Here is a 24,152-nt window from a genome sequence, read left to right as displayed (position 1 = left end):
CACCATGAAAGCCGATATTCATCCAAACTACGTTGAAATCGATGTTACCTGCAGCTGCGGTAACAAGTTCGTCACCCGTTCGACTCACGGCAAAGCTCTGCCGATCGACGTTTGCAACGAGTGCCACCCGTTCTACACCGGTAAGCAGAAGACTCTGGACACCGGTGGTCGCGTTCAGAAGTTCGCCGACCGTTTCGGTGCTTTCGGCGCGAAAAAGGCCTAAGGCCGCTCATTCTGGAAAACCTTCAAGGCTTTTCCGGTCTGATGAAAAAGGCGTCCCTTGCGGGCGCCTTTTTTGTGTCCGCGATTTGGCTGCCGGGCGCCCAGGCGTTCTGCCCGGCGCCCGGCGGATTGGCTGATGTCGCGGTGCAGCGTGTGGTGGACGGCGACACCCTGCGCCTGAGCGACGGGCGCAGCGTGCGGATGATCGGGCTCAACACCCCGGAGCTGGGCAAGCAGGGCCGCCGCGACGAGCCGTTCGCCGAGGCGGCGCGCCAACGCCTGGCGTCGCTGGTGGCCGACAGCGGCGGGCGCGTCGGCCTGCTGCCCGGCAAGGAGTCCAAGGACCGTTACGGTCGGACGCTGGCGCACGTTTTCAGCCGCGGCGGCGTCAATCTCGAAGCGCAAATGCTCGCTGACGGCCTCGGGTATCAGGTGGCGGTGGCGCCGAACGTGGATTTCGTCGCCTGCCAGCAGGCCGCCGAACGCCAGGCGCGACGGGCCGGGCGCGGCGTGTGGAAGCGCTCGCCTGTACTGAAAGCGGAGCAGATCGCCCGCTCGGGCTTTGCCGTGGTCAGCGGGCGTGTGAGCACGGTCCGACGCAATCGGGGCGCAATCTTGATCGAAATACAGGACGCGCTTGTACTGCGCGTTGCGCCCAATCTGCTAGACCGTTTCGACGGCGCGGCGCTGCAACGGCTGGAAGGCAGGCAGATCGAGGCCCGTGGCTGGGTGGTCGACCGCTCGCGGCGCGGCGGATCGTCGCCGGGACAGCCGCGCTGGCTGCTGCCGTTGACGGATCCGGCCATGCTGCAGCCTTCCCGCTGAAAAAAATTGTAGACATTTTTGCCGGTGATTGTGAACAGTCCAGCCCTTGCGGGCCGTGGCTCTTGGCCCAAAGTCGTAGGACAGCGCGCTTGACAGGGGTGACCGGCCAGTCTTGTGAGGACTTTGCGAGGCGCGTATCCTCGCTGACCAGTCTGTCCAACAGTAAAAAGCGGAATGCCAAAATGTCTGATCTGAAAACTGCCGCTCTCGAATATCACGCCAATCCTCGTCCAGGGAAGCTGAGTGTCGAGCTCACCAAGGCCACCGCCACCGCCCGCGACCTGTCGCTGGCCTACAGCCCCGGCGTAGCCGAGCCGGTACGCGAGATCGCCCGCGATCCTGAACTGGCCTACAAGTACACCGGCAAGGGCAACCTGGTTGCAGTCATTTCCGATGGCACCGCGATTCTCGGCCTGGGCAACCTCGGCCCGCTGGCCTCCAAGCCTGTGATGGAAGGCAAGGGCGTGCTGTTCAAGCGCTTCGCCGGCATCGACGTGTTCGACATCGAAGTCGACTCGGAAAGCCCGCAAGCCTTCATCGACACCGTCAAGCGCATCTCCATCACCTTCGGCGGCATCAACCTGGAAGACATCAAGGCACCCGAGTGCTTCGAGATCGAGCGCGCCCTGATCGAACAGTGCGACATCCCGGTGTTCCACGATGACCAGCACGGCACCGCCATCGTGACCGCCGCCGGCATGATCAACGCCCTGGAAATCGCCGGCAAGACCCTGGCCGACGCCAAGATCGTCTGCCTGGGCGCCGGCGCCGCCGCCATCTCCTGCATGAAGCTGCTGGTGAGCATGGGCGCCAAGGTCGAGAACATCTACATGATCGACCGCACCGGTGTGATCCACGCCGGCCGTGACGACCTGAACCAGTACAAGGCCGTGTTCGCCCACGCCACCGACAAGCGCACCCTGGACGACGCCATCGAAGGCGCGGACGTGTTCGTCGGCCTGTCCGGCCCGAACCTGCTGACTGCCGAGCAGCTCAAACGCATGGCGGCCAACCCGATCGTGTTCGCCTGCTCCAACCCGGATCCGGAAATCGCCCCGGAACTGGCCCACGCCACCCGCAACGACGTGATCATGGCCACCGGCCGTTCGGACTACCCGAACCAGGTCAACAACGTGCTGGGCTTCCCGTTCATCTTCCGCGGTGCCCTGGATGTTCGCGCCAAGCGCATCAACGAAGAAATGAAGATCGCCGCCGCCAACGCCCTGAAAGACCTGGCCAAGCTGCCGGTGCCGAAGGAAGTCTGCGCCGCCTACGGCGTCGACGCGCTGGAGTTCGGCCGTGAGTACATCATTCCGAAGCCGATGGACGCCCGCCTGATCACCGTCGTTTCCGACGCGGTGGCCAAGGCCGCCATCGAGACCGGTGTGGCGACCCTGCCGTATCCGAAGAACTACCCGCTGAAAAGCGTGGATGACGTGTTCAACGGCTAAGCCGTCGTAGCGCTTCAATCGAAGCCCCGGCTCGTGAGAGTCGGGGCTTTTTTGTGCCTGAGGGTTCTGTGCCGGCTTCACCGGCCCCATCGCCAGCAGGCTGGCTCCCACCGTTTTTTGCACTGTACCCACTCTGTGGGAACCAGCTTGCTGGCGATGAGACCAGTTCATTCACTGCAAATCCGACAGGTATAAAAAAAGCCCCGCACTTCTCGCGAAGGCGGGGCTCTTTTGGGGCTGCGATCAGAACAGATCGATCGGCGCCTGTTCGTCCGCCGGCAGCGGACTGCCCGGCACGGCGCCATTGCCGATCTCGTTGACCGACGGCGGTGTGTCTTCGGCCTTGAACAGCTCGAAGTACGCGCCCGGCGTGCTCGGCGAGGCGGCGCGGCCGCTGACCGGATCCACCCGCAGACTGAGGATGCCTTCCGGCTCCGCCTGGACATGCGGCGGCTTGTCCTTGAGGGCGGCGGACATGTAGTTCATCCAGATCGGCAGCGCCACGGTGCCGCCGAACTCCCGGCGGCCGAGGCTTTCCGGCTGGTCGAAACCGGTCCAGACCGTGGTCACGTAGTCTGCGTTGTAGCCGGAGAACCAGGCGTCCTTCGATTCGTTGGTGGTGCCGGTCTTGCCGGCGATGTCGCTGCGGCCCATGGCCAGCGCACGGCGGCCGGTGCCGAGCTTGATCACGTCCTGCAGCATGCTGTTGAGGATGTAGGTGGTGCGGCCGTCGACGATCCGTTCGGCCACCGCCGGCGTCTGCGGCGCCACGTTGCTGCCGGGGGCTTCGCCCGGTGTGGCGTTGACGGTGAACGACGGGGTGGCCGGGGCGGCGATGCCGTCGGTGGCCGCCGTGCCTTGAGGCACCGTCGGCGGGTTGGCGACGAACAGGGTGTCGCCGTTGCGGCTTTCGATCCTGTCGATGATGTACGGCGTGACCTTGTAGCCGCCGTTGGCGAAGGTGCTCCAGCCGGTGGCGATCTCCATCGGCGTCAGGGTCGCGGTGCCCAGCGCCAGGGACAGGTTCGGTGGCAGGTCCTGCTTGTTGAAGCCGAAGCGGGTGATGTAGTCGATGGTCTTGCCGACGCCCATCGCCTGCAGCAGGCGGATCGACACCAGGTTACGCGACTTGTACAGCGCTTCGCGCAGGCGGATCGGGCCGAGGAAGGTGTTGGTGTCGTTCTTCGGACGCCAGACCTTGTCCAGGTATTCGTCGACGAACACGATCGGCGCGTCGTTGACCAGGCTGGCGGCGGTGTAGCCGTTGTCCAGCGCGGCGCTGTAGACGAACGGCTTGAAACTCGAACCCGGCTGGCGCTTGGCCTGCATGGCGCGGTTGTAATTGCTCTGCTCGAAGGCAAAACCGCCGACCAGCGAGCGGATCGCGCCGTTCTGCGGATCCAGGGACACCAGCGCGCCCTGGGCCTGAGGAATCTGGCTGAACTTGAGCGAGTTGTTCGCCTGGCGCTGCACGCGCACCAGGTCGCCCACCTGCGCCACGTCCGATGGCTGGCGCGGGGCGGCGCCCATGCTGTTGGTGTTGAGGAACGGCCGGGCCCACTTCATGGTGTCCCAGGCGACGTGTTCTTCGCCGGTGCGGGTGAGCACCTGCAGGCCGTTCTTGTCGACCTGGGTGACGATGGCCGGCTCCAGGCTGCTGATGGTGCGCTGCTTGGTCAGCTCGTTGGCCCAGGCCTCGCGGGTCTTGCCGGGCAGGCGCGATTCGGGGCCGCGGTAGCCGTGGCGCTGGTCGTAGGTCATCAGGCCTTCATGCAAGGCGTTGTTGGCCATTTCCTGCAGGTTGCTCGGCACCGTGGTGGTGACGCGGAAGCCTTCGGTGTAAGCGTCGCTGCCGTAGCGACCGACCATTTCCGCCCGGGCCATTTCGGCGATGTACGGGGCGTTCACTTCCGGGGTCGGCACGTGGTAGCTGGCGTTCAGCGGCTCGTTGACGGCGGCGGTGTAGTCCGCCTCGGTGATCTTGCCCAGCTTGTACATGCGCCCCAGGATCCAGTCGCGGCGCTCCTTGCTGCGCGCCGGGTTGGCCAGCGGGTTGAAGCGCGACGGGGCCTTGGGCAGGCCGGCGATCATCGCCATCTGCGCCAGGCTGACCTCGCGGATCGACTTGCCGTAGTACACCTGCGCCGCGGCCTCGATGCCGTAGGCGCGGTTGCCCAGATAGATCTTGTTCACGTACAGCTCAAGGATCTCGTCCTTGGTCAGCTGCCGCTCGATCTGCAGGGCCAGGAGAATTTCGGTGGTCTTGCGCGAGAAGCTGCGTTCGCTGGTCAGGAAGAAGTTCTTCGCCACCTGCATGGTGATGGTGCTGCCGCCGGACTGGATATGGCCGCTCTTGAGCAGTTGGGTCGCGGCGCGCATCAGGCTGCTCGGATCGACGCCGTAGTGGTTGGCGAAGTTGTCGTCTTCAGCACTTAGTAACGCATTGATGAAATTGGGGGGAATGTCGGCGAAACGGATCGGCGTGCGGCGCATTTCGCCAAATTCTGCGATCAACTTGTTGTCGCTGCTGTACACCCGGAGCGGAATCTGCAACTGAATGCTTCTCAGCGCCTCCACAGATGGCAAACCCGGACTAAGGTAAAGGAACGCGCCGCTGAGACCTAAAAGCAGTCCGCAGAAAACGGCGACGATGGACCAACCGAAAAATTTCAGCAGACGAATCAAGGCTCTTGGACATCCAGGGCAAAGAATGAAATTGGCGACGGGCTTGCGGCGACATGCACGAAGGGCCCGCGCTGGCGGTAAAAGCGGAAAAAATCGCTGGGCATTATAAGCACTTTTCCGCTGGGGGCGTCATTTGCGCTTCTGTCAAGACGGGGCGAGGGAACGCAAGGCGCATAACGGAGTCCGTAAGTCACGGATAGTCATAGGGATTGGGCAGTGCCAGGACTCTTCAACAAAAAGACCAACACGCTGCTGGGGATCGACATCAGCTCCACGTCGGTGAAGCTGCTGGAGCTGAGCCGCCAGGGCGAGCGCTACCGGGTCGAGGCCTACGCGGTGGAGCCGTTGCCGGCGAACGCCGTGGTCGAAAAGAACATCGCCGAACTCGAAGGCGTCGGCCATGCCCTGTCCAGGGTGCTGGCCAAGGCGCGCACGGGGCTCAAGGGCGTGGCGGTGGCGGTGGCCGGATCGGCGGTGATCACCAAGGTCATCGAGATGGATGCCGGCCTGTCCGACGACGAGATGGAGAACCAGCTCCGGATCGAGGCCGATCAGTACATTCCCTATCCGCTGGACGAAGTCGCCATCGATTTCGAGGTGCAGGGCGTGTCGCCGCGCAACGCCGAGCGGGTCAACGTGCTGCTGGCGGCCTGCCGCAAGGAGAACGTCGAAGTCCGCGAAGCCGCCCTGGCCCTGGCGGGACTCACGGCGCGGGTGGTGGATGTCGAGGCCTATGCCCTGGAGCGCTCGTTCGGCCTGCTCGCGACCCAGCTGGCGCAATCCCAGGAGCGCCTGACGGTCGCCGTGGTCGACATCGGTGCGACCATGACCACCCTGAGCGTCCTGCACAATGGCCGGATCATCTACACCCGCGAGCAACTGTTCGGCGGGCGCCAGCTCACCGAGGAGATCCAGCGCCGCTATGGCCTGACCTTTGAGCAGGCGGGGCTGGCGAAGAAACAGGGCGGCCTGCCGGACGACTATGTCGGCGAAGTGCTCCAGCCGTTCCGCGAGGCGCTGGTGCAGCAGGTGTCGCGTTCGCTGCAGTTCTTCTTCGCGTCCGGCCAGTACAATGCGGTCGACCATATCCTGCTGGCCGGGGGCACGGCATCGGTGCCGGGGCTCGACAGCCTGATCGAACAGCGCCTGGGCACGCTGACCCAGGTCGCCAACCCGTTTTCCGACATGGCGTTGAGCGGCAAGGTCAACGCCGGGGCGCTGGCCAGCGATGCGCCGGCCCTGATGATCGCCTGCGGGCTGGCGCTCAGGAGTTTCGACTGATGGCGCGGATCAACCTTCTGCCCTGGCGCGAGGAGCGCCGCGAAGAGCGGCGCAAGCGTTTCCTGCTGGCGTTGACCGGCGTGCTGGTGGGGTCGGTGGGCGCGGTGCTGATCGCCGACCAGATCATCGGCGCGGCCATCGAGCGGCAAACGTCGCGCAACGACTACATCGGCAAGCAGATCGCCTCGGTCGACGAGCGGATCAAACAGATCAGCGAACTCAAGGCCCGTCGCCAGCAACTGGTGGAGCGCATGCGCATCATCCAGGATCTGCAGGGCAACCGGCAGGTCAGCGGGCGGATCTTCGACCAGCTCGCCCGCACCCTGCCTGACGGGGTGTACTTCACCGACGTGAAGATGGTCGGCAAGACCTTGTCGATCAGCGGTGCGGCGGAGTCGAACAACCGCGTCTCCGACCTGATGCGCAACCTCGACGCCTCCGACTGGTTCGATGCGCCGGTCCTCAACGAAGTGAAGGCGACCACCGCCGGGCAGCTGGATCAGGCCAACACCTTTCAGCTGACCGTTCGCCAGACCCGGCCCAAGCTGGCGGAGGACGTCCAATGAAGCCGTCCGAATGGCTGGGCAGCCTGCGCAGCATCGACTTCAACGACCTGGACACCGGCAACATCGGCTCCTGGCCGACCGCGGTGAAGGGGCTGGCCGGCGCGTTGCTGATGGTGCTGGTGCTGGCGCTTGGCTACAACTTCTTCATCAGCGACCTGGAGAACCAGCTCGAGCTCAAGCGCGAGGAAGAGGCCACGCTGAAGGAGCAGTTCGCGACCAAGGCGCACATGGCGGCCAACCTCGAGCTCTACACCCGGCAGATGAAGGAGATGGAAAACTCGTTCGGCGTGCTGCTGCGTCAGTTGCCCAGCGACACCGAGGTGCCGGGCCTGCTGGAGGACATCACCCGGACGGGGCTCGGCAGCGGGCTCGAGTTCGAAGAGATCAAGCTGCTGCCGGAGGTGGTCCAGCAGTTCTACATCGAGCTGCCGATCCAGATCACCGTCACCGGCGGCTATCACGACCTGGCGACATTCGTCAGCGGCGTGGCCGGGTTGCCCCGGATCGTCACCCTGCACGATTTCGAACTCGCGCCGGCCAACCCCGAAGGCGGCTCGAAGCTGCGCATGAGCATCCTGGCCAAGACCTACCGCTACAACGACAAGGGACAGCCGCAAGACAAGGGGCCGACGCCATGAGCCCGATCCGGTGTTTCATTGCGCTTGCCCTGGCGCTGGGGCTGGGTGGCTGCGGGGGCGGCGACTTCAGCGACCTCGACGCGTACATGAACGAGATCCGCCAGCGCCCGCCCGGCAAGATCGAGCCCACGCCGGTCTTCCATGCCTATCCGACCTTCACCTACAGCGCAGCGAACCTGCGCAGCCCGTTCTCCCGCCAGGTGCGGGTCGACCTGGCGGGGCAGCGGCACGGCTCGCGCAATGTTCGGCCCGACCCCAACCGGGTCAAGCAGTACCTCGAAGGTTTCAACATCGAGCAGTTCGAGATGGTCGGCACGATTTCCAACGCCTCCGGCGCCTTCGCGCTGCTGCGCGGGGCGGGCGGGGTGCACCGGCTGAAGGTCGGCGACTACCTGGGGCGCAACGACGGTCGCATCGTCGCCATCAGCGCCTCCCAGGTCGATGTGGTCGAAATCGTTCCCGACGGCGAGGGCGCCTGGCTGGAGCGGCCGCGCACCATTCCTTTGAAAGAGCACTCATAGTGGAAGACGAACAATGAACAGGATTTTCGCAACCTTCGGTCTTTCGCTATGGATAGCGCTGCTGTCGCCGATGGTCGATGCGGCCACCCTCAAGGCCCTGGACGTGGCGGCGCTGCCGGGTGAGCGGGTCGAGCTGAAGCTGTCCTTCGACGGCCCGCCGCCGCAGCCCAAGGGCTACACCACCGATTCGCCGGCACGGATCGCCCTCGACCTGCCGGGCGTCTCCAGCCAGCTGGCGAACAAGACCCGTGACCTGGGCAGCGGCAATGCCCGCTCGGCCACGGTGGTCGAGGCCAAGGACCGGACGCGGATGATCATCAACCTGACCCAGCTGGTGCCCTACGACACCCGGGTCGAAGGCAACACGCTGTTCGTCGTGGTCGGCCAGGGCGCCCGCAAGGCTGCGCCCCGCACGGCGGCGGCCACATCGCGCCCCGTGCCGGCCGCCGCGCCGGCCAAGGCTTACGCCCCGACGGCCAGGGCCATCCGGGGCGTGGACTTCCAGCGTGGCACGGCGGGCGAGGGCAATGTGGTCATCGACCTGTCCGACCCGGCCATCGCCCCGGACATCCAGGAACGCGACGGCAAGATCGTCCTCAACTTCACCCGCACCCAACTGCCCGAACCGCTGCGGGTGCGCCTCGACGTCAAGGACTTCGCCACGCCGGTGCAGTTCGTCAGCTCCAGCGTCAGCGGCGACCGGGCGACCGTGACCGTCGAGCCCGTCGGCACCTACGAGTACTCGACCTACCAGACCGACAACAAGCTCACCGTCAGCATCCGGCCGATGACGGTCGATGACCTGCAAAAGCGCAACGCCGACCGCAACAGCTACAGCGGCGAGAAGCTTTCGCTGAATTTCCAGGACATCGACGTGCGCTCGGTGCTGCAGCTGATCGCCGACTTCACCAACCTCAACCTGGTGGCCAGCGACACGGTGCAGGGCGGGATCACTTTGCGTCTGCAGAACGTGCCGTGGGATCAGGCCCTGGACCTGGTGCTCAAGACCAAGGGGCTGGACAAGCGCAAGATCGGCAACGTGCTGCTGGTGGCGCCGGCCGATGAGATCGCCGCCCGCGAGCGGCAGGAACTCGAGTCGCAGAAGCAGATCGCCGAACTGGCGCCGCTGCGCCGCGAGCTGCTGCAGGTCAACTACGCCAAGGCGGCGGACATCGCCAAGCTGTTCCAGTCGGTGACCAGCGCCGAGGCGAAAGTCGACGAACGCGGGTCGATCACCGTCGATGAACGCACCAACAACATCATTGCCTACCAGACCCAGGATCGCCTCGACGAGCTGCGGCGGATCGTGGCGCAACTGGACATCCCGGTGCGCCAGGTGATGATCGAGGCGCGGATCGTCGAGGCCAACGTCGATTACGACAAGAGCCTGGGCGTGCGCTGGGGCGGATCGATCCGCAACAAGGGCAACTGGAACACCTCCGGCGTGACCAACGGCGCGTCCACCACCATCGGCACGCCGGGCAGCACCAGCACCAACACGCCGTTCGTCGACATGGGCACCACCGGCAACACCTCGGGGATCGGCATCGCCTTCATCACCGACAACGTGCTGCTCGATCTCGAACTGACTGCCATGGAGAAGACCGGCAACGGGGAAATCGTCTCCCAGCCGAAGGTGGTCACCTCCGACAAGGAAACCGCCAAGATCCTCAAGGGCACCGAAATCCCCTACCAGGAAGCCAGCTCCAGCGGCGCCACCTCGGTGTCGTTCAAGGAGGCTTCGCTGTCGCTGGAGGTGACGCCACAGATCACCCCGGACAACCGCATCATCATGGAGGTCAAGGTCACCAAGGACGAACCGGACTACCTGAACAAGGTGCAGGATGTGCCGCCGATCAAGAAAAACGAGGTCAACGCCAAGGTGCTGGTGAACGACGGCGAAACCATCGTGATCGGGGGCGTTTTCTCAAATACTCAAAGCAAGGTCGTAGATAAGGTGCCATTTCTTGGCGATGTGCCGTATCTTGGCCGCCTTTTCCGGCGTGATGTGGTCTCGGAGAAAAAATCCGAGCTGCTGGTCTTCCTCACTCCGCGTATCATGAATAACCAGGCGATTGCTGTGAGTCGTTGATTCTGTGCGAAATTTGATTCTTGTAGGCCCGATGGGCGCTGGAAAAAGCACCATCGGCCGGTTGCTGGCCAAAGAGCTGCGCCTGCCGTTCAAAGATTCCGACAAGGAAATTGAACTGCGCACGGGCGCCAATATCCCGTGGATCTTCGACAAGGAAGGCGAGCCCGGCTTTCGTGACCGCGAGCAGGCGATGATCGCCGAGCTGTGCGCGTTCGACGGCGTGGTGCTGGCCACCGGCGGGGGCGCGGTGATGCGCGACGCCAACCGCAAGGCCCTGCACGAGGGCGGGCGGGTGGTGTACCTGCACGCCTCCGTCGAGCAGCAGGTCGGGCGCACGTCACGCGACCGCAACCGGCCGTTGCTGCGCACCGCCGATCCGGAAAAGACCCTGCGCGACCTGCTGGCGATCCGTGACCCGCTGTACCGGGAGATCGCCGATCTGGTGGTGGAAACCGACGAGCGGCCACCGCGCCTGGTGGTGCTCGACATCCTCGACCGTCTGCAGCAGCTTCCGCCCCGTTAAAGCGCCGCCCGAAATGCGCTATCCTCGGCGTCCCGTCATGCCCGGGGGTGTGGCGGATGGCGTGCGGGCGACGTCATACCGGCTAAGACCGCGGACATCCGATAATTCAGCCATCTTCACTGTGGGGACACATGCAGACACTCAAGGTCGATCTGGGCGAGCGCAGCTACCCGATTCATATTGGCGAAGGTTTGTTGGACCGACCTGAACTGTTGGCTCCGCACATCCATGGGCGGCAAGTGGCGATCGTCTCCAACGAGACCGTGGCGCCGCTCTATCTTGAGCGTCTGACCCGCACTCTGGCGCCGTACTCGGTGATCTCGGTGGTGCTGCCAGACGGCGAGGCGCACAAGAACTGGGAAACCCTGCAACTGATCTTCGACGGCCTGCTGACCGCCCGGCACGACCGCCGCACCACCGTGATCGCCCTGGGCGGCGGCGTCATCGGCGACATGGCCGGTTTTGCGGCCGCCTGCTACCAGCGCGGCGTCGACTTCATCCAGATCCCCACCACGCTACTGTCCCAGGTCGATTCGTCGGTGGGCGGCAAGACCGGGATCAACCATCCGCTGGGCAAGAACATGGTCGGCGCGTTCTATCAGCCGAACGTGGTGCTGATCGACACCGCCTCGCTCAAGACCTTGCCGGCGCGCGAGCTGTCCGCCGGTCTGGCGGAAGTCATCAAGTACGGGCTGATCTGCGACGAGCCGTTCCTGACCTGGCTCGAAGACAACGTCGACAAGCTGCGCAACCTCGACCCGCAGGCGCTGACCTACGCCATCGAGCGTTCCTGCGCGGCCAAGGCGGCCGTGGTCGGCGCCGACGAACGGGAGTCCGGCGTTCGCGCCACCCTCAACCTCGGCCATACCTTCGGCCACGCCATCGAGACCCACATGGGCTATGGTGTCTGGTTGCATGGCGAGGCGGTCGCCGCCGGTACGGTCATGGCCCTGGACATGTCCGCGCGCCTGGGCTGGATCAGCGCCCGGGAGCGTGACCGCGGCATCCGCCTGTTCCAGCGCGCCGGCCTGCCGGTGGTGCCGCCCGAAGAGATGACCGAGGCCGATTTCCTCGAACACATGGCAATTGACAAGAAAGTGATCGACGGTCGCTTGCGCCTGGTGCTGCTGCGCCGGATGGGCGAAGCGGTGGTGACCGACGATTATCCGAAAGAGGTTCTACAGGCCACGCTGGGAGCGGACTACCGCGCCCTGGCTCAGCTTAAAGGTTGATAGGATTCCGATGACCAGTTTGCATGCCGACGAGGCGTTCCTCGGCCATTTCCAGTTAAGTCACGACCCGTTCGCGCCAAGGGTGCCGGGCTTCAAATTCTTCCCCGCCCAGCGCAAGCCAGTGCTGGGCCAGCTCCATCATCTGGCGCGCTACAGCCAGTTGCTGCTGGTGGTCACCGGCCCTCAGGGCAGCGGCAAGACCCTGTTGCGCCAGGCGCTGGTGGCCAGCACCAACAAGCAGTCGGTGCAGAGCGTCGTCGTCTCGGCCCGTGGCGCCGGCGACGCGGCCGGTGTGCTGCGCCAGGTGGCCCAGGCGCTGGACGTGGCCCAGGCCGACGTCAACGCGATCCTCGCCCAGGTGGTGCAGCTGGCGCTGACCGGTCAGGAGGTCTACCTGCTGGTGGATGACGCCGAGCAGCTCGACGAGTCGGCCCTCGAGGCCCTGATGGCCTTGGGCGCCGGTGCGCCGGAGGGCCGTCCGCACGTGTTCCTGTTCGGCGAGTCGTCGCTGATCGCCCAGCTCGACGCGCTGCAGCTTGAGGAAGAGCGCTTCCATGTGATCGAGCTGCAGCCGTACACGGAAGAGGAAACCCGCGAGTACCTCGACCAGCGGCTCGAAGGCGCAGGCCGCGGCATCGAACTTTTCACCGCAGATCAGATCTCTGATATTCACGAAAGCTCCGAGGGCTGGCCGGGCAACATCAACCAGGTCGCCCGCGATGCGATGATCGAAGCCATGATCGCCAGCCGCACTGCGGTCAAGCGTCCAAGTATGGGGTTCAACATGCCGAAGAAACACGTATTGGCGATTTCCGCCGTGGTCGTGGTCGCGGTCGCGGCCGCCTGGCTGATGCCGGGCCGCAGCAAGGCGCCGACCGCCGGCGCACCGGCCAACGAACAGGCCCAGCTGCCGCTGGGGCAGGGCGGTCAGGGCGGTGCTCCGTCCGTCGAGTTCAACGGCAACACCCAGCCGATGCCGTTGCCGTTGGTCGGCAACTCGCAGCCGGTGATGCGCGGCCCGCTGGCCGAAGCGGCCGGCGGCATCACCGAAGGCGACGACGGTGTGCCGGTCGAGGGCTCCAGCGCCACGCCGCCGACCGTGACCACCACCGCGCCGCCGGCGGGTGTGCCGGCCGGCCCTGCACCGACCCCGGTTCCGGTGCCTGTGCCCGTGCCGGCGGCGAAGCCTGCGCCGGCCCCGACCCAAGTCGCCGTCGCCAAGCCTGCCCCTGTCGCGCCTGCGGCCAAACCGGCCCCGGCGCCGGCCAAGCCTGTGGCGGCCGCCAAACCAGCCGAGAAGCCCGCCGAGAAGCCGGTCGCCAAGGCTGCCGGCGGCAGCTGGTACGCCGGCCAGGCGCCGGGCAACTACGTGGTGCAGATCCTCGGCACCAGCTCCGAAGCGACCGCGCAAAGCTTCATCAAGGAGCAGGGCGGCGAGTACCGCTATTTCAAGAAAGTCCTCAACGGCAAGCCTCTCTACGTGATCACCTATGGCAGCTTCGCCAACCGTGATGCGGCCGTTTCTGCCATCAAGGCCTTGCCAGCGAAGGTTCAGGCTGGTAAACCTTGGCCTCGCACTGTCGCCAGCGTCCAACAGGAACTGGCTACAACTCGCTGAAGATTCGGCGGCCTTACCCAGGCCGCCTCTCCCGGCACCTCAAAATCTCCACGAGTGCGCGCTTCCTTCCAAGGTCGCGTGCCTTGTGGTGTCTGCGTCACAGTAGTCTTTGAGTCGTTGCGGTCAGAATTAAAAAAGTTTTGACTAGCACAGCAGATCGCTTTAAACATTTCACAAACGCGACATGAATTTGCGACATTTCGTCGTCAAATTTGTGAGCCTCTGTGTCGCTGTGTACAATGACCACCCTTTTGCCCCCGCAAAGCCGGCGTACGTTCGGCGCGAGACGCAAGTGGTTGAATTGAAAAGAAATTTGCCTCGAAAAGAGGCAGCCTGGTGAGAAAGTGTCTATGAAAGCAGGTCTGTACCAACCAGATGAATTCAAGGATAACTGCGGCTTCGGCCTGATAGCCCACATGCAGGGCGAGCCCAGTCATACCCTTTTGCAAACGGCCATTGAGGCCCTGACCTGCATGACCCACCGCGGTGGGATCAACGCGGACGGCAAGACCGGTGACGGTTGCGGTCTGCTGATTCAAAAGCCTGATGCGTTCCTGCGCGCCATCGCCCAGGAAGCCTTCAGCGTCGAACTGCCCAAGCAATACGCCGTGGGCATGGTCTTCTTCAATCAGGATCCGGCCAAGGCCGAAGCCGCTCGCGAAAACATGAACCGCGAGATCCTCGCCGAAGGCCTGCAGCTGATCGGCTGGCGCAAGGTGCCGATCGACACCAGCGTCCTCGGCCGCCTGGCCCTGGAGCGCCTGCCGCAGATCGAGCAGGTGTTCATCGGCGGCGAAGGCCTGAGCGACCAGGACATGGCGGTCAAGCTGTTCAGCGCCCGCCGTCGCTCGTCCGTGGCCAACGCCGCCGACACCGACCACTACATCTGCAGCTTTTCCCACAAGACCATCATCTATAAAGGCCTGATGATGCCGGCCGACCTGGCCGCGTTCTATCCGGACCTGGGTGACCAGCGCCTGCAGACCGCGATCTGCGTGTTCCACCAGCGCTTTTCCACCAACACCCTGCCGAAGTGGCCGCTGGCCCAGCCGTTCCGCTTCCTCGCCCACAACGGCGAGATCAACACCATCACCGGCAACCGCAACTGGGCCCAGGCCCGCCGCACCAAGTTCACCAACGATTTGATGGACCTGGAAGAGCTCGGCCCGCTGGTCAACCGCGTCGGTTCCGACTCCTCGAGCATGGACAACATGCTCGAACTGATGGTCACCGGCGGCATCGACCTGTTCCGCGGCGTGCGGATGATCATTCCGCCGGCCTGGCAGAACGTCGAGACCATGGATCCGGACCTGCGTGCGTTCTACGAGTACAACTCGATGCACATGGAGCCGTGGGACGGCCCGGCCGGCGTGGTGATGACCGACGGCCGCTACGCCGTGTGCCTGCTCGACCGCAACGGCCTGCGCCCGGCGCGCTGGGTCACCACCAAGAACGGTTTCATCACCCTGGCGTCGGAAATCGGCGTCTGGAACTACCAGCCTGAGGACGTGCTCGCCAAGGGCCGCGTCGGCCCTGGCCAGATCTTCGCCGTGGACACCGAAACCGGGCAGATCCTCGACACCGACGCCATCGACAACCGTCTCAAGTCCCGCCATCCGTACAAGCAATGGCTGCGCAAGAACGCCCTGCGCATCCAGGCGACCATGGAAGACAACGACCACGGTTCGGCCTTCTACGACGTCGACCAGCTCAAGCAGTACATGAAGATGTACCAGGTCACGTTCGAGGAGCGCGACCAGGTGCTGCGTCCGCTCGGCGAGCAAGGCTACGAAGCCGTCGGCTCGATGGGCGACGACACGCCGATGGCCGTGCTGTCCCAGCGCGTGCGCACGCCGTACGACTATTTCCGTCAGCAGTTCGCCCAGGTGACCAACCCGCCGATCGACCCGCTGCGCGAAGCGATCGTGATGTCGCTGGAGATCTGCCTCGGCGCCGAGCGCAACATCTTCCAGGAATCGCCGGAGCACGCCTCCCGCGTGATCCTCAGCTCGCCGGTCATTTCGCCGGCCAAGTGGCGTTCGCTGATGAACCTCGACCGTCCGGGGTTCGAGCGGCACATCATCGACCTGAACTACGACGAAAGCGTCGGCCTCGAAGCGGCGATCCGCAATGTCGCCGACCAGGCCGAAGAAGCCGTGCGCGCCGGCCGTACCCAGATTGTCCTGAGCGACCGCCACATCGCGCCGGGCAAACTGCCGATCCACGCTTCGCTGGCCACCGGCGCGGTGCACCACCGCCTGACCGAAAAGGGCCTGCGCTGCGATTCCAACATCCTCGTCGAGACCGCCACCGCCCGCGACCCGCATCACTTCGCGGTGCTGATCGGCTTCGGCGCGTCGGCGGTCTACCCGTTCCTGGCCTATGAGGTGCTGGGCGACCTGATCCGCACCGGCGAAGTGCTGGGCGACCTCTACGAGGTGTTCAAGAACTACCGCAAAGGCATCACCAAGGGCCTGCTCAAGATCCTGTCGAAGATGGGCATCTCGACCATCGCCTCGTACCGCGGCGCCCAGCTGTTCGAAGCCATCGGCCTGTCGGAGGAAGTGTGCAACCTGAGCTTCCGCGGCGTGCCGAGCCGCATCAAGGGCGCGCGTTTCGTCGACATCGAAGCCGAGCAGAAGGCCTTGGCGACCGAAGCCTGGAGCCCGCGCAAGCCGATCCAGCAGGGCGGCCTGCTGAAGTTCGTCCACGGCGGCGAATACCACGCGTACAACCCGGACGTGGTCAACACCCTGCAGGCCGCCGTGCAGCAGGGCGACTACGCCAAGTTCAAGGAATACACCGCGCTGGTGGACAACCGTCCGGTGTCGATGATCCGCGACCTGCTCAAGGTCAAGACCCTCGACAAGCCGCTGGACCTCAGTGAGATCGAGCCGCTGGAATCGGTGCTCAAGCGCTTCGACTCCGCCGGCATCTCCCTCGGCGCCCTGTCGCCCGAGGCCCACGAGGCCCTGGCCGAAGCCATGAACCGCCTCGGCGCGCGTTCCAACTCCGGCGAAGGCGGTGAGGATCCGGCGCGTTACGGCACCCTCAAGAGCTCGAAGATCAAGCAGGTCGCGACCGGCCGTTTCGGCGTGACTCCCGAGTACCTGGTCAACGCCGAAGTGCTGCAGATCAAGGTCGCCCAGGGCGCCAAGCCGGGCGAGGGCGGTCAACTGCCGGGCGGCAAGGTCAACGGCCTGATCGCCAAGCTGCGCTATGCGGTGCCGGGCGTGACCCTGATTTCGCCGCCGCCGCACCACGACATCTATTCGATCGAAGACCTGTCGCAACTGATCTTCGACCTGAAGCAGGTCAACCCCCAGGCGCTGGTCTCGGTGAAGCTGGTGGCTGAAGCGGGCGTCGGCACCATCGCCGCCGGCGTGGCCAAGGCCTATGCCGACCTGATCACCATCTCCGGCTACGACGGCGGCACCGGCGCTTCCCCGCTGACCTCGATCAAGTACGCCGGCGCGCCGTGGGAGCTCGGCCTGGCCGAAACCCACCAGACCCTGCGCGGCAACGACCTGCGCGGCAAGGTGCGGGTGCAGACCGACGGCGGCCTGAAGACCGGCCTCGACGTGATCAAGGCCGCGATCCTCGGCGCCGAAAGCTTCGGCTTCGGCACCGCGCCGATGATCGCCCTGGGCTGCAAGTACCTGCGCATCTGCCACCTGAACAACTGCGCCACCGGCGTGGCGACCCAGAACGAGAAGCTGCGCAAGGATCACTACATCGGCACCGTCGACATGGTGGTGAACTTCTTCACCTACGTCGCCGAAGAGACCCGCGAGTGGCTGGCCAAGCTCGGCGTGCGCTCGCTCGAAGAGCTGATCGGCCGCACCGACCTGCTGGAAGTGCTCGAAGGCCAGACCGAGAAGCAGCACCACCTGGACCTGACGCCGCTGCTGGGCAGCGACCACGTGCCGGCGGACAAGCCTCAGTTCTGCGGCGTGGAACGCAACCCGCCGTTCGACCAGGGCCTGCTGGCCGAGAAAATGGTCGAGATGGCGACCGCGGCGATCAACGACCTCAGCGGCGCCGAATTCAGCCTGGACATCTGCAACTGCGACCGTTCGATTGGTGCGCGGGTCTCCGGCGAAATCGCGCGCAAGCACGGCAACCAAGGGATGGCCAAGGCGCCGGTCACCTTCCGCTTCAAGGGCACGGCGGGCCAGAGCTTCGGCGTGTGGAACGCCGGCGGCCTGAACATGCACCTGGAAGGCGACGCCAACGACTACGTCGGCAAAGGCATGACCGGCGGCAAGCTGACCATCGTGCCGCCCAAGGGCAGCGCCTATCAGACTCAGAACAGCGCCATCATCGGCAACACCTGCCTGTACGGCGCCACCGGCGGCAAGCTGTTCGCCGCCGGCACCGCGGGCGAGCGTTTCGCCGTGCGCAACTCCGGCGCCCACACGGTCGTGGAAGGCACCGGCGATCACTGCTGCGAATACATGACCGGCGGCTTCGTCTGCGTCCTGGGCAAGACCGGCTACAACTTCGGCTCCGGCATGACCGGCGGATTCGCCTACGTGCTCGACCAGGACAACACCTTCGTTGACCGGGTCAACCACGAACTGGTGGAGATCCAGCGGATCAGCGGCGAGGCGATGGAGGCCTATCGCAGCCACCTGCAGAACGTGCTGAACGAGTACGTCGCGGAAACCGACAGCGAGTGGGGTCGTGAGCTCGCCGAGAACCTCGACGATTACCTGCGCCGTTTCTGGTTGGTCAAGCCGAAGGCCGCCAACCTGAAATCGTTGCTTTCCAGCACCCGTGCCAACCCGCAGTGATGCGCCTGAAGAGTTTGATGAGGTTTTAACAATGGCTGAACGTCTGAATAACGACTTCCAGTTCATCGATGTCGGGCGCAAGGATCCGAAGAAGAAACTGTTGCGTCAGCGCAAGAAAGAGTTCGTCGAGATCTACGAACCGTTCAAACCCCAGCAGTCGGCCGACCAGGCCCACCGCTGCCTGGGTTGCGGCAACCCGTACTGCGAATGGAAGTGCCCGGTGCACAACTTCATTCCCAACTGGTTGAAGCTGGTGGCCGAGGGCAACATCCTCCAGGCCGCAGAACTCTCGCACCAGACCAACACCCTGCCGGAAGTCTGCGGCCGGGTGTGCCCGCAGGACCGTCTGTGCGAGGGTGCCTGCACCCTCAACGACGGCTTCGGCGCGGTGACCATCGGTTCGGTCGAGAAGTACATCACCGACACCGCGTTCGCCATGGGCTGGCGTCCGGACATGTCCAGGGTCAAGCCGACCGGCAAGCGCGTCGCGATCATCGGCGCGGGCCCGGCGGGCCTGGGTTGTGCCGACGTGCTGGTGCGCGGCGGCGTGACCCCGGTGGTGTTCGACAAGAACCCGGAAATCGGCGGTCTGCTGACCTTCGGCATCCCCGAGTTCAAGCTGGAGAAGACCGTGCTGAGCAACCGGCGCGAAGTCTTCACCGGCATGGGCATCGAGTTCCGCCTCAACACTGAGGTGGGCAAGGACGTGACCATGGAGCAACTGCTCGCCGAATACGATGCGGTGTTCATGGGCATGGGCACCTACACCTACATGAAGGGCGGCTTCGCCGGCGAGGATCTGCCGGGCGTCTATGACGCGCTGGATTTCCTGATCGCCAACGTCAACCGCAACCTGGGCTTCGAGAAGTCGCCGGAAGACTTCGTCGACATGAAAGGCAAGAAGGTCGTGGTGCTCGGCGGCGGCGACACGGCGATGGACTGCAACCGCACCTCCATCCGCCAGGGCGCCAAATCGGTGACCTGCGCCTACCGCCGTGACGAAGCGAACATGCCCGGCTCGCGCAAAGAGGTGAAGAACGCCAAGGAAGAAGGCGTGAAGTTCCTCTACAACCGCCAGCCGATCGCCATCGTCGGCGAAGACAAGGTCGAAGGCGTGAAGGTGGTCGAGACCCGTCTCGGTGAACCGGACGCCCGCGGCCGCCGCAGCCCTGAGCCGATCCCGGGCTCCGAAGAGATCATCCCGGCCGACGCCGTGGTCATCGCTTTCGGTTTCCGCCCGAGCCCGGCGCCGTGGTTCGAGCAGTTCAGCATCCAGACCGACAGCCAGGGCCGCGTCGTGGCTCCGGAGAAGGGCCAGTACAAGCACCAGACCAGCAACCCGAAGATCTTCGCCGGCGGCGACATGGTGCGCGGTTCTGACCTGGTGGTGACGGCGATCTTCGAAGGCCGCAATGCGGCGGAAGGGATCCTCGACTACCTGGGTGTCTGACCGGGCGGCACAAAGCCCTGTAGGAGCGAGCCTGCTCGCGATGAAGGTATTTCAGTCACTGCACAGTGGCTGATCCGCCGCCATCGCGAGCAGGCTCGCTCCTACAGTTGTTTCTCGGTGTTGCCGAAACCTGCGCATTCATTGCGACAAATTGACCCGATAGACAAAAGGCTGACCTGCATCCGTGCCTTTTGCGTCGCGCTCTGAGAAAATGCCCGCACTTTTTTTCCGGATGCCGACATGACTGCCCTGAAGAACGACCGTTTCCTCCGCGCCCTGCTCAAGCAACCCGTTGACGTCACCCCGGTGTGGATGATGCGCCAGGCCGGCCGCTACCTGCCTGAATACCGCGCCAGCCGTGCCCAGGCCGGTGACTTCATGAGCCTGTGCATGAACCCGGCGTTCGCTTGCGAAGTCACCCTGCAACCCCTCGACCGCTATCCGCAGCTGGACGCGGCGATCCTGTTCTCCGACATCCTCACCATTCCCGACGCCATGGGCCAGGGCCTGTACTTCGAGACCGGCGAAGGCCCGCGCTTCAAGAAAGTCGTCAGCACCCTGGCCGACATCGAAGCCCTGCCGATCCCCGATCCGCAGAAGGACCTGGGCTACGTGATGGACGCGGTCAGCACCATCCGCCGCGAACTGAACGGCCGCGTGCCGCTGATCGGTTTCTCCGGCAGCCCGTGGACCCTGGCGACCTACATGGTCGAAGGCGGCTCGTCGAAAGACTTCCGCAAGACCAAGGCCATGCTCTACGACAACCCGCAGGCCATGCACCTGCTGCTCGACAAGCTGGCGCAGTCGGTGACTTCCTACCTCAACGGCCAGATCAAGGCCGGCGCGCAGGCGGTGCAGATCTTCGACACTTGGGGCGGCAACCTGTCGGCGGCGGCTTACCAGGAATTCTCCCTGGCCTACATGAAGAAAATCGTCAGCGGCCTGATCCGCGAGCACGAAGGCCGCAAGGTGCCGGTGATCCTGTTCACCAAGAACGGCGGCCTGTGGCTGGAGAGCATCGCCGAGGCCGGCGCCGACGCGCTGGGCCTGGACTGGACGTGCGACCTGGGCAACGCCCGCGCCCGTGTCGGCGACAAGGTCGCGCTGCAAGGCAACATGGACCCGACCGTGCTCTACGCCAAGCCGGAAGCGATCCGCACCGAAGTCGGACGCATCCTCGCCAGCTACGGCAAGGGCAGCGGCCATGTGTTCAACCTCGGCCACGGCATCACCCCCGAGGTCGATCCGGAACACGCCGGCGCCTTCCTGCGGGCGGTGCATGAGTTGTCGGCGCAGTATCACGAGTAACCGACACCCGATACGAATGGTGGGAGCGAACCAGCTCGCGATGGCGGAGCGTCAGACACGCAAGTTCTGACGGATTCACCGCTATCGCGGGAAGGCTCGCTCCCACCGTTGTTTTTTGGCGGTCTGTCAGGCCTTCACGCCGCCGAGGGGTTGCAGTTTGGCCAGCTTCAACGCCACCAGCAGCGCCACCAGCAACAGCGCGCCGATGAACAGGCCGATGCCGTTCCACCCGCCCACGTGCCAGAACACCCCGCCCGCCGTGCCGGCGATGCTTGACCCCGCGTAGTAGCTGAACAGGTACAGCGACGAGGCCTGGCCCTTGGCCTTGGTCGCGCGGCGGCCGATCCAACTGCTGGCCACCGAGTGCGCGCCGAAGAAGCCGAAGGTGAAGATCAACATGCCGGTGATCACCAGCGCCAGCGGTGTGGCCATCGTCAAGGCGAGGCCGGCGGACATCAGCACGATGGTGGCCCACAGCACTTTGCGCCGGCCCAGCCGGTCGGCCAAAGCGCCGATCTTCGCCGAGCTGTAGATGCCCGACAGGTACACCACCGACAGCAGGCCGACGAACGCCTGATCCAGGTGATACGGCTCGGCCAGCAAGCGGTAGCCGATGTAGTTGAACAGGGTGACGAACGCGCCCATCAGCACGAAGGCTTCCAGGAACAGCAGCGGCAGGCCGGCGTCGCGAAAGTGCATCAGGAAACCGTCGAGCAGGCTGCGCGGGTGCAGCGAACGCGGGCGGAAGTTGCGCGACTCGGGGAGGATCCGCCAGAACACCGCTGCCGCGATCAGCGCCAAGGCGCCGAGCACCAGCATTGCCGTGTGCCAGCTGACGAAATCGATCAGCACGCCGACGATCAGGCGCCCGCACATGCCGCCGATCGCGTTGCCGCCGATGTACAGGCCCATGGCCAGGCCCAGGTGCTGCGGATGGATCTCTTCGCTCAGGTACGTCATGGCCACCGCCGCCAGGCCGCTCAGCGACAGCCCGACCAATGCACGCATGAACAGCACGCCGTGCCAGCCCGGCATCAGGGCGCTGCCGACCGTGCACAGCGCCGCGGCGAACAGGGCGGCCACCATCACCGGCTTGCGGCCGATGCGGTCGGATACGGGACCGGTGATCAACAGGCCCACGGCCAGCAGCGCGGTCGCGACCGACAGGATCAGGCTGCTTTGCGCGGCATTGACCGAAAACTCCTTGGACAGCAGCGGCATCATCGGCTGCACGCAGTACAGCAGGGCGAACGTCGCGAAGCCGCCGCAGAACAGCGCCAGCACCGTGCGCATGAACGCCGGCGTGCCTTTTTCGATGTAGATCTCTTGCAGTTCGGCCATCACGTCGTCTTTCGCGACGGGAGGGATTTCATGGGCGAGGGGTGCGACGGCGGTTTTCACTTCAGACCTCGGAGGGCACAGGCAGGCGGGCAGTGAAAAAATCATATAGCTGGCTAATGTTTCTATCCAATATATTGTTCGACCTGTTTGATAGCTTTGACGACCTATTGGGAACGCCATGGAATTACGTCACCTGCGCTACTTCATCGCCGTGGCCGAAGAGCTGCATTTCGGCCGCGCCGCCCAGTCGCTGGGCATTTCCCAGCCTCCGTTGAGCCAGCAGATCCAGGCGCTGGAGCAGGAAATCGGTGCGCGCCTGTTCGAGCGCACCAACCGTCGGGTCGAGCTCAGCGAGGCCGGACGGCTGTTCCTGGAAGAGGCGCGGCTGGCGCTGGCCCAGGTCGACAAGGCGGCGGACGTCGCACGGCGTGCGCAGTTGGGGGAACTGGGTGAACTGAAGATCGGTTTCACTTCGTCGGCGCCGTTCAACTCGACCATTCCCCAGGCGATCTTCGCTTTCCGCCAGCGTTTTGCGGCAGTGCACCTGAAGCTGCGGGAGATGAGCAGCACGATGGTGGCCGATGCGCTGCTGGACGAGTCGATCGAGGTCGGCATCATGCGCCCGCTGGCGGGGCTGCCGGATTCGCTGAGCGTGGTGGAACTGACCCGGGAGCCGCTGGTGGCGGTGCTCAGCGCCAAGCATCCGTTGGCGTCGGGCAGCGAAGACGGCCTGTTCCTGTCGGCGTTGGCCTTGGAGCCGTTCGTGTTTTTCCCGCGCAGCTACGGCAGCGGCCTGTATGCACAACTGCTGAGCCTGGCCCGCGACGCCGGTTTCAGCCCGCATTTCGCCCAGGAGGCCGGCGAGGCGATGACCATCATCGGCCTGGTGGCGGCAGGGCTGGGCGTGTCGGTGCTGCCGGCGTCCTTCCAGCGGATGCGCATCGACGGCGTGGTCTACCGCCCGCTGCTCGACCCGGCGGCGGTGTCGGCGGTGTGGCTGGTGCAGCGCAAGGATCAGAAATCGCCGATGGCCAAGGCGTTCGTGGAGCTGCTGACGCGCAAGGTCGAGCCCTTGACGGCGTGAGGGCTGCGCCGTCGATCGCGAACAGGCTCGCTCCCGCAGGGATTGCGTCGGCTATTGTGGGAGGGGCCAGGACGCTCAAGGCACTCTGACCAGATCCCCCTTGAGCGCCACCCGCGTCACGAACACCCCGGCCCGGCATTCGTAGGTGTTCAGATCCTTGCGCACGTGCCCGTCGTAGACACTCACGATGTTGGTCACCGCATTCGCACCGACGCGCTTGGCCTCGGCCTGCAACGCGATCAGGTTCGATTGCAGCACCCATTCGCACGAGTCGTGATCGCTCTTGTTGAACCCGTTGGTTTCCAGATCGCTGACCACGTCCCGGCGCAGCATCTGCTGAACCCCCGGCGGCGTGTTGCCGGTCAGGTAGAACTTCACGCTGCCGTCCAGCCGCCCGGCGCGGATCGCGTCCGACAGCACGGTCTCGAACGGCATGTACATCAGGTTGGTGGCGTGGCTGGCCACCGGCAGCAGGGCGAGGACAGCGGCGGCGATCAGGGCTTTCACTGGCATGGTCTA

The 24,152-nt window shown here is 64.9% G+C and carries 18 protein-coding genes; 15 read left to right on the top strand and 3 right to left on the bottom strand.

Features of this window, described 5'->3' with window-relative positions; translation table 11 throughout:
• The first annotated feature begins 4 nt into the window (after positions 1-4).
• From rpmE to CAG33_RS20975, 3 genes are all read left to right on the top strand, one after another.
• On the top strand, positions 5-223 hold the full coding sequence (gene rpmE, locus CAG33_RS20985; RefSeq protein ID WP_085585435.1) for a 50S ribosomal protein L31: 219 nt from the start codon (positions 5-7) through the stop codon (positions 221-223).
• A gap of 41 nt (positions 224-264) precedes the next feature.
• Positions 265-1,047, top strand: coding sequence for a thermonuclease family protein (locus tag CAG33_RS20980; RefSeq protein ID WP_085585433.1), 783 nt, complete (start codon positions 265-267; stop codon positions 1,045-1,047).
• Positions 1,048-1,229: 182 nt separating this feature from the next.
• A complete protein-coding gene (locus tag CAG33_RS20975) occupies positions 1,230-2,498 on the top strand; it encodes a malic enzyme-like NAD(P)-binding protein (RefSeq protein ID WP_085585431.1) in 1,269 nt (422 codons plus the stop codon).
• 243 nt (positions 2,499-2,741) lie between these two features.
• On the opposite strand, the gene CAG33_RS20970 is transcribed toward CAG33_RS20975, so the two are convergent.
• Complete coding sequence (locus tag CAG33_RS20970) at positions 2,742-5,180, bottom strand: penicillin-binding protein 1A (RefSeq protein WP_371857677.1); 2,439 nt, start codon at positions 5,178-5,180, stop codon at positions 2,742-2,744.
• A 219-nt stretch (positions 5,181-5,399) separates the two neighbouring features.
• Between CAG33_RS20970 and CAG33_RS20965 the strand changes: the two genes are divergently transcribed.
• The 11 genes from CAG33_RS20965 (at position 5,400) to hemE (ending at position 21,208) form a co-directional block, all read left to right on the top strand.
• Positions 5,400-6,464 carry a pilus assembly protein PilM gene (locus tag CAG33_RS20965; protein WP_085640414.1) on the top strand — a complete coding sequence of 355 codons (1,065 nt, stop codon included), beginning with the start codon at positions 5,400-5,402 and terminating at the stop codon, positions 6,462-6,464.
• Positions 6,464-7,030 (top strand): PilN domain-containing protein, encoded by a 567-nt coding sequence (locus CAG33_RS20960; RefSeq protein ID WP_085585425.1) that lies wholly within the window; start codon positions 6,464-6,466, stop codon positions 7,028-7,030. Before CAG33_RS20965 ends, CAG33_RS20960 begins: the two co-directional genes overlap by 1 nt.
• Positions 7,027-7,668, top strand: a complete 642-nt coding sequence (gene pilO / locus CAG33_RS20955; protein WP_085585423.1) for a type 4a pilus biogenesis protein PilO — start codon at positions 7,027-7,029, stop codon at positions 7,666-7,668. The genes CAG33_RS20960 and pilO overlap by 4 nt, the downstream gene beginning before the upstream one ends.
• A complete protein-coding gene (locus tag CAG33_RS20950; protein WP_085585421.1) occupies positions 7,665-8,189 on the top strand; it encodes a pilus assembly protein PilP in 525 nt (174 codons plus the stop codon). Before pilO ends, CAG33_RS20950 begins: the two co-directional genes overlap by 4 nt.
• A 13-nt stretch (positions 8,190-8,202) precedes the next feature.
• Positions 8,203-10,281 (top strand): type IV pilus secretin PilQ, encoded by a 2,079-nt coding sequence (gene pilQ, locus CAG33_RS20945; RefSeq protein WP_085640412.1) that lies wholly within the window; start codon positions 8,203-8,205, stop codon positions 10,279-10,281.
• Positions 10,282-10,285: 4 nt separating this feature from the next.
• Entirely contained in the window at positions 10,286-10,804 is a 519-nt protein-coding gene (aroK, locus tag CAG33_RS20940; RefSeq protein ID WP_085585417.1) for a shikimate kinase AroK, read from the top strand.
• Positions 10,805-10,935: 131 nt separating this feature from the next.
• Positions 10,936-12,036, top strand: a complete 1,101-nt coding sequence (gene aroB, locus CAG33_RS20935) for a 3-dehydroquinate synthase (RefSeq protein ID WP_085585415.1) — start codon at positions 10,936-10,938, stop codon at positions 12,034-12,036.
• A gap of 10 nt (positions 12,037-12,046) precedes the next feature.
• Positions 12,047-13,654 carry an AAA family ATPase gene (locus CAG33_RS20930; RefSeq protein WP_085640410.1) on the top strand — a complete coding sequence of 536 codons (1,608 nt, stop codon included), beginning with the start codon at positions 12,047-12,049 and terminating at the stop codon, positions 13,652-13,654.
• Positions 13,655-14,004: 350 nt separating this feature from the next.
• On the top strand, positions 14,005-18,450 hold the full coding sequence (gene gltB, locus CAG33_RS20920) for a glutamate synthase large subunit (RefSeq protein ID WP_085640408.1): 4,446 nt from the start codon (positions 14,005-14,007) through the stop codon (positions 18,448-18,450).
• Positions 18,451-18,481: 31 nt separating this feature from the next.
• Positions 18,482-19,900: an FAD-dependent oxidoreductase gene (locus CAG33_RS20915; protein WP_085585409.1), complete on the top strand. Its 1,419-nt coding sequence runs from the start codon at positions 18,482-18,484 to the stop codon at positions 19,898-19,900.
• Between the two features lie 240 nt (positions 19,901-20,140).
• A complete protein-coding gene (gene hemE / locus CAG33_RS20910) occupies positions 20,141-21,208 on the top strand; it encodes a uroporphyrinogen decarboxylase (RefSeq protein WP_085585407.1) in 1,068 nt (355 codons plus the stop codon).
• 126 nt (positions 21,209-21,334) lie between these two features.
• Here the strand turns inward: hemE and CAG33_RS20905 are convergent, their stop codons facing one another.
• Positions 21,335-22,549: an MFS transporter gene (locus CAG33_RS20905; RefSeq protein WP_371857676.1), complete on the bottom strand. Its 1,215-nt coding sequence runs from the start codon at positions 22,547-22,549 to the stop codon at positions 21,335-21,337.
• Between the two features lie 178 nt (positions 22,550-22,727).
• Here CAG33_RS20905 and CAG33_RS20900 point away from each other — a divergent pair, with 178 nt between their 5' ends.
• A complete protein-coding gene (locus CAG33_RS20900; RefSeq protein WP_085585403.1) occupies positions 22,728-23,633 on the top strand; it encodes a LysR family transcriptional regulator in 906 nt (301 codons plus the stop codon).
• 75 nt (positions 23,634-23,708) lie between these two features.
• Here CAG33_RS20900 and CAG33_RS20895 read toward each other — a convergent pair whose 3' ends face one another.
• Positions 23,709-24,146, bottom strand: a complete 438-nt coding sequence (locus CAG33_RS20895) for an excinuclease (protein WP_085640404.1) — start codon at positions 24,144-24,146, stop codon at positions 23,709-23,711.
• Positions 24,147-24,152: the final 6 nt, after the last annotated feature.

Origin of the sequence: Pseudomonas sp. B3(2017), assembly GCF_002113595.1 — a bacterium.
In the GTDB taxonomy this organism is placed as follows: domain Bacteria; phylum Pseudomonadota; class Gammaproteobacteria; order Pseudomonadales; family Pseudomonadaceae; genus Aquipseudomonas; species Aquipseudomonas ekonensis.
The sequence above is the reverse complement of the archived record's forward strand: the minus strand, read 5'-3'. Positions and strand labels throughout refer to the sequence as shown.

Excerpts from the sequence above, each read along its gene's own strand:
- hemE (WP_085585407.1), top strand. The coding sequence starts at position 20,141 with ATGACTGCCCTGAAGAACGACCGTTTCCTCCGCGCCCTGCTCAAGCAA.
- CAG33_RS20905 (WP_371857676.1), bottom strand. The coding sequence starts at position 22,549 with ATGGCCGAACTGCAAGAGATCTACATCGAAAAAGGCACGCCGGCGTTC.
- rpmE (WP_085585435.1), top strand. The coding sequence starts at position 5 with ATGAAAGCCGATATTCATCCAAACTACGTTGAAATCGATGTTACCTGC.
- CAG33_RS20960 (WP_085585425.1), top strand. The coding sequence starts at position 6,464 with ATGGCGCGGATCAACCTTCTGCCCTGGCGCGAGGAGCGCCGCGAAGAG.
- CAG33_RS20900 (WP_085585403.1), top strand. The coding sequence starts at position 22,728 with ATGGAATTACGTCACCTGCGCTACTTCATCGCCGTGGCCGAAGAGCTG.
- CAG33_RS20930 (WP_085640410.1), top strand. The coding sequence starts at position 12,047 with ATGACCAGTTTGCATGCCGACGAGGCGTTCCTCGGCCATTTCCAGTTA.
- pilO (WP_085585423.1), top strand. The coding sequence starts at position 7,027 with ATGAAGCCGTCCGAATGGCTGGGCAGCCTGCGCAGCATCGACTTCAAC.
- pilQ (WP_085640412.1), top strand. The coding sequence starts at position 8,203 with ATGAACAGGATTTTCGCAACCTTCGGTCTTTCGCTATGGATAGCGCTG.
- CAG33_RS20895 (WP_085640404.1), bottom strand. The coding sequence starts at position 24,146 with ATGCCAGTGAAAGCCCTGATCGCCGCCGCTGTCCTCGCCCTGCTGCCG.
- CAG33_RS20915 (WP_085585409.1), top strand. The coding sequence starts at position 18,482 with ATGGCTGAACGTCTGAATAACGACTTCCAGTTCATCGATGTCGGGCGC.
- CAG33_RS20950 (WP_085585421.1), top strand. The coding sequence starts at position 7,665 with ATGAGCCCGATCCGGTGTTTCATTGCGCTTGCCCTGGCGCTGGGGCTG.
- CAG33_RS20975 (WP_085585431.1), top strand. The coding sequence starts at position 1,230 with ATGTCTGATCTGAAAACTGCCGCTCTCGAATATCACGCCAATCCTCGT.
- gltB (WP_085640408.1), top strand. The coding sequence starts at position 14,005 with ATGAAAGCAGGTCTGTACCAACCAGATGAATTCAAGGATAACTGCGGC.
- CAG33_RS20980 (WP_085585433.1), top strand. The coding sequence starts at position 265 with ATGAAAAAGGCGTCCCTTGCGGGCGCCTTTTTTGTGTCCGCGATTTGG.
- aroB (WP_085585415.1), top strand. The coding sequence starts at position 10,936 with ATGCAGACACTCAAGGTCGATCTGGGCGAGCGCAGCTACCCGATTCAT.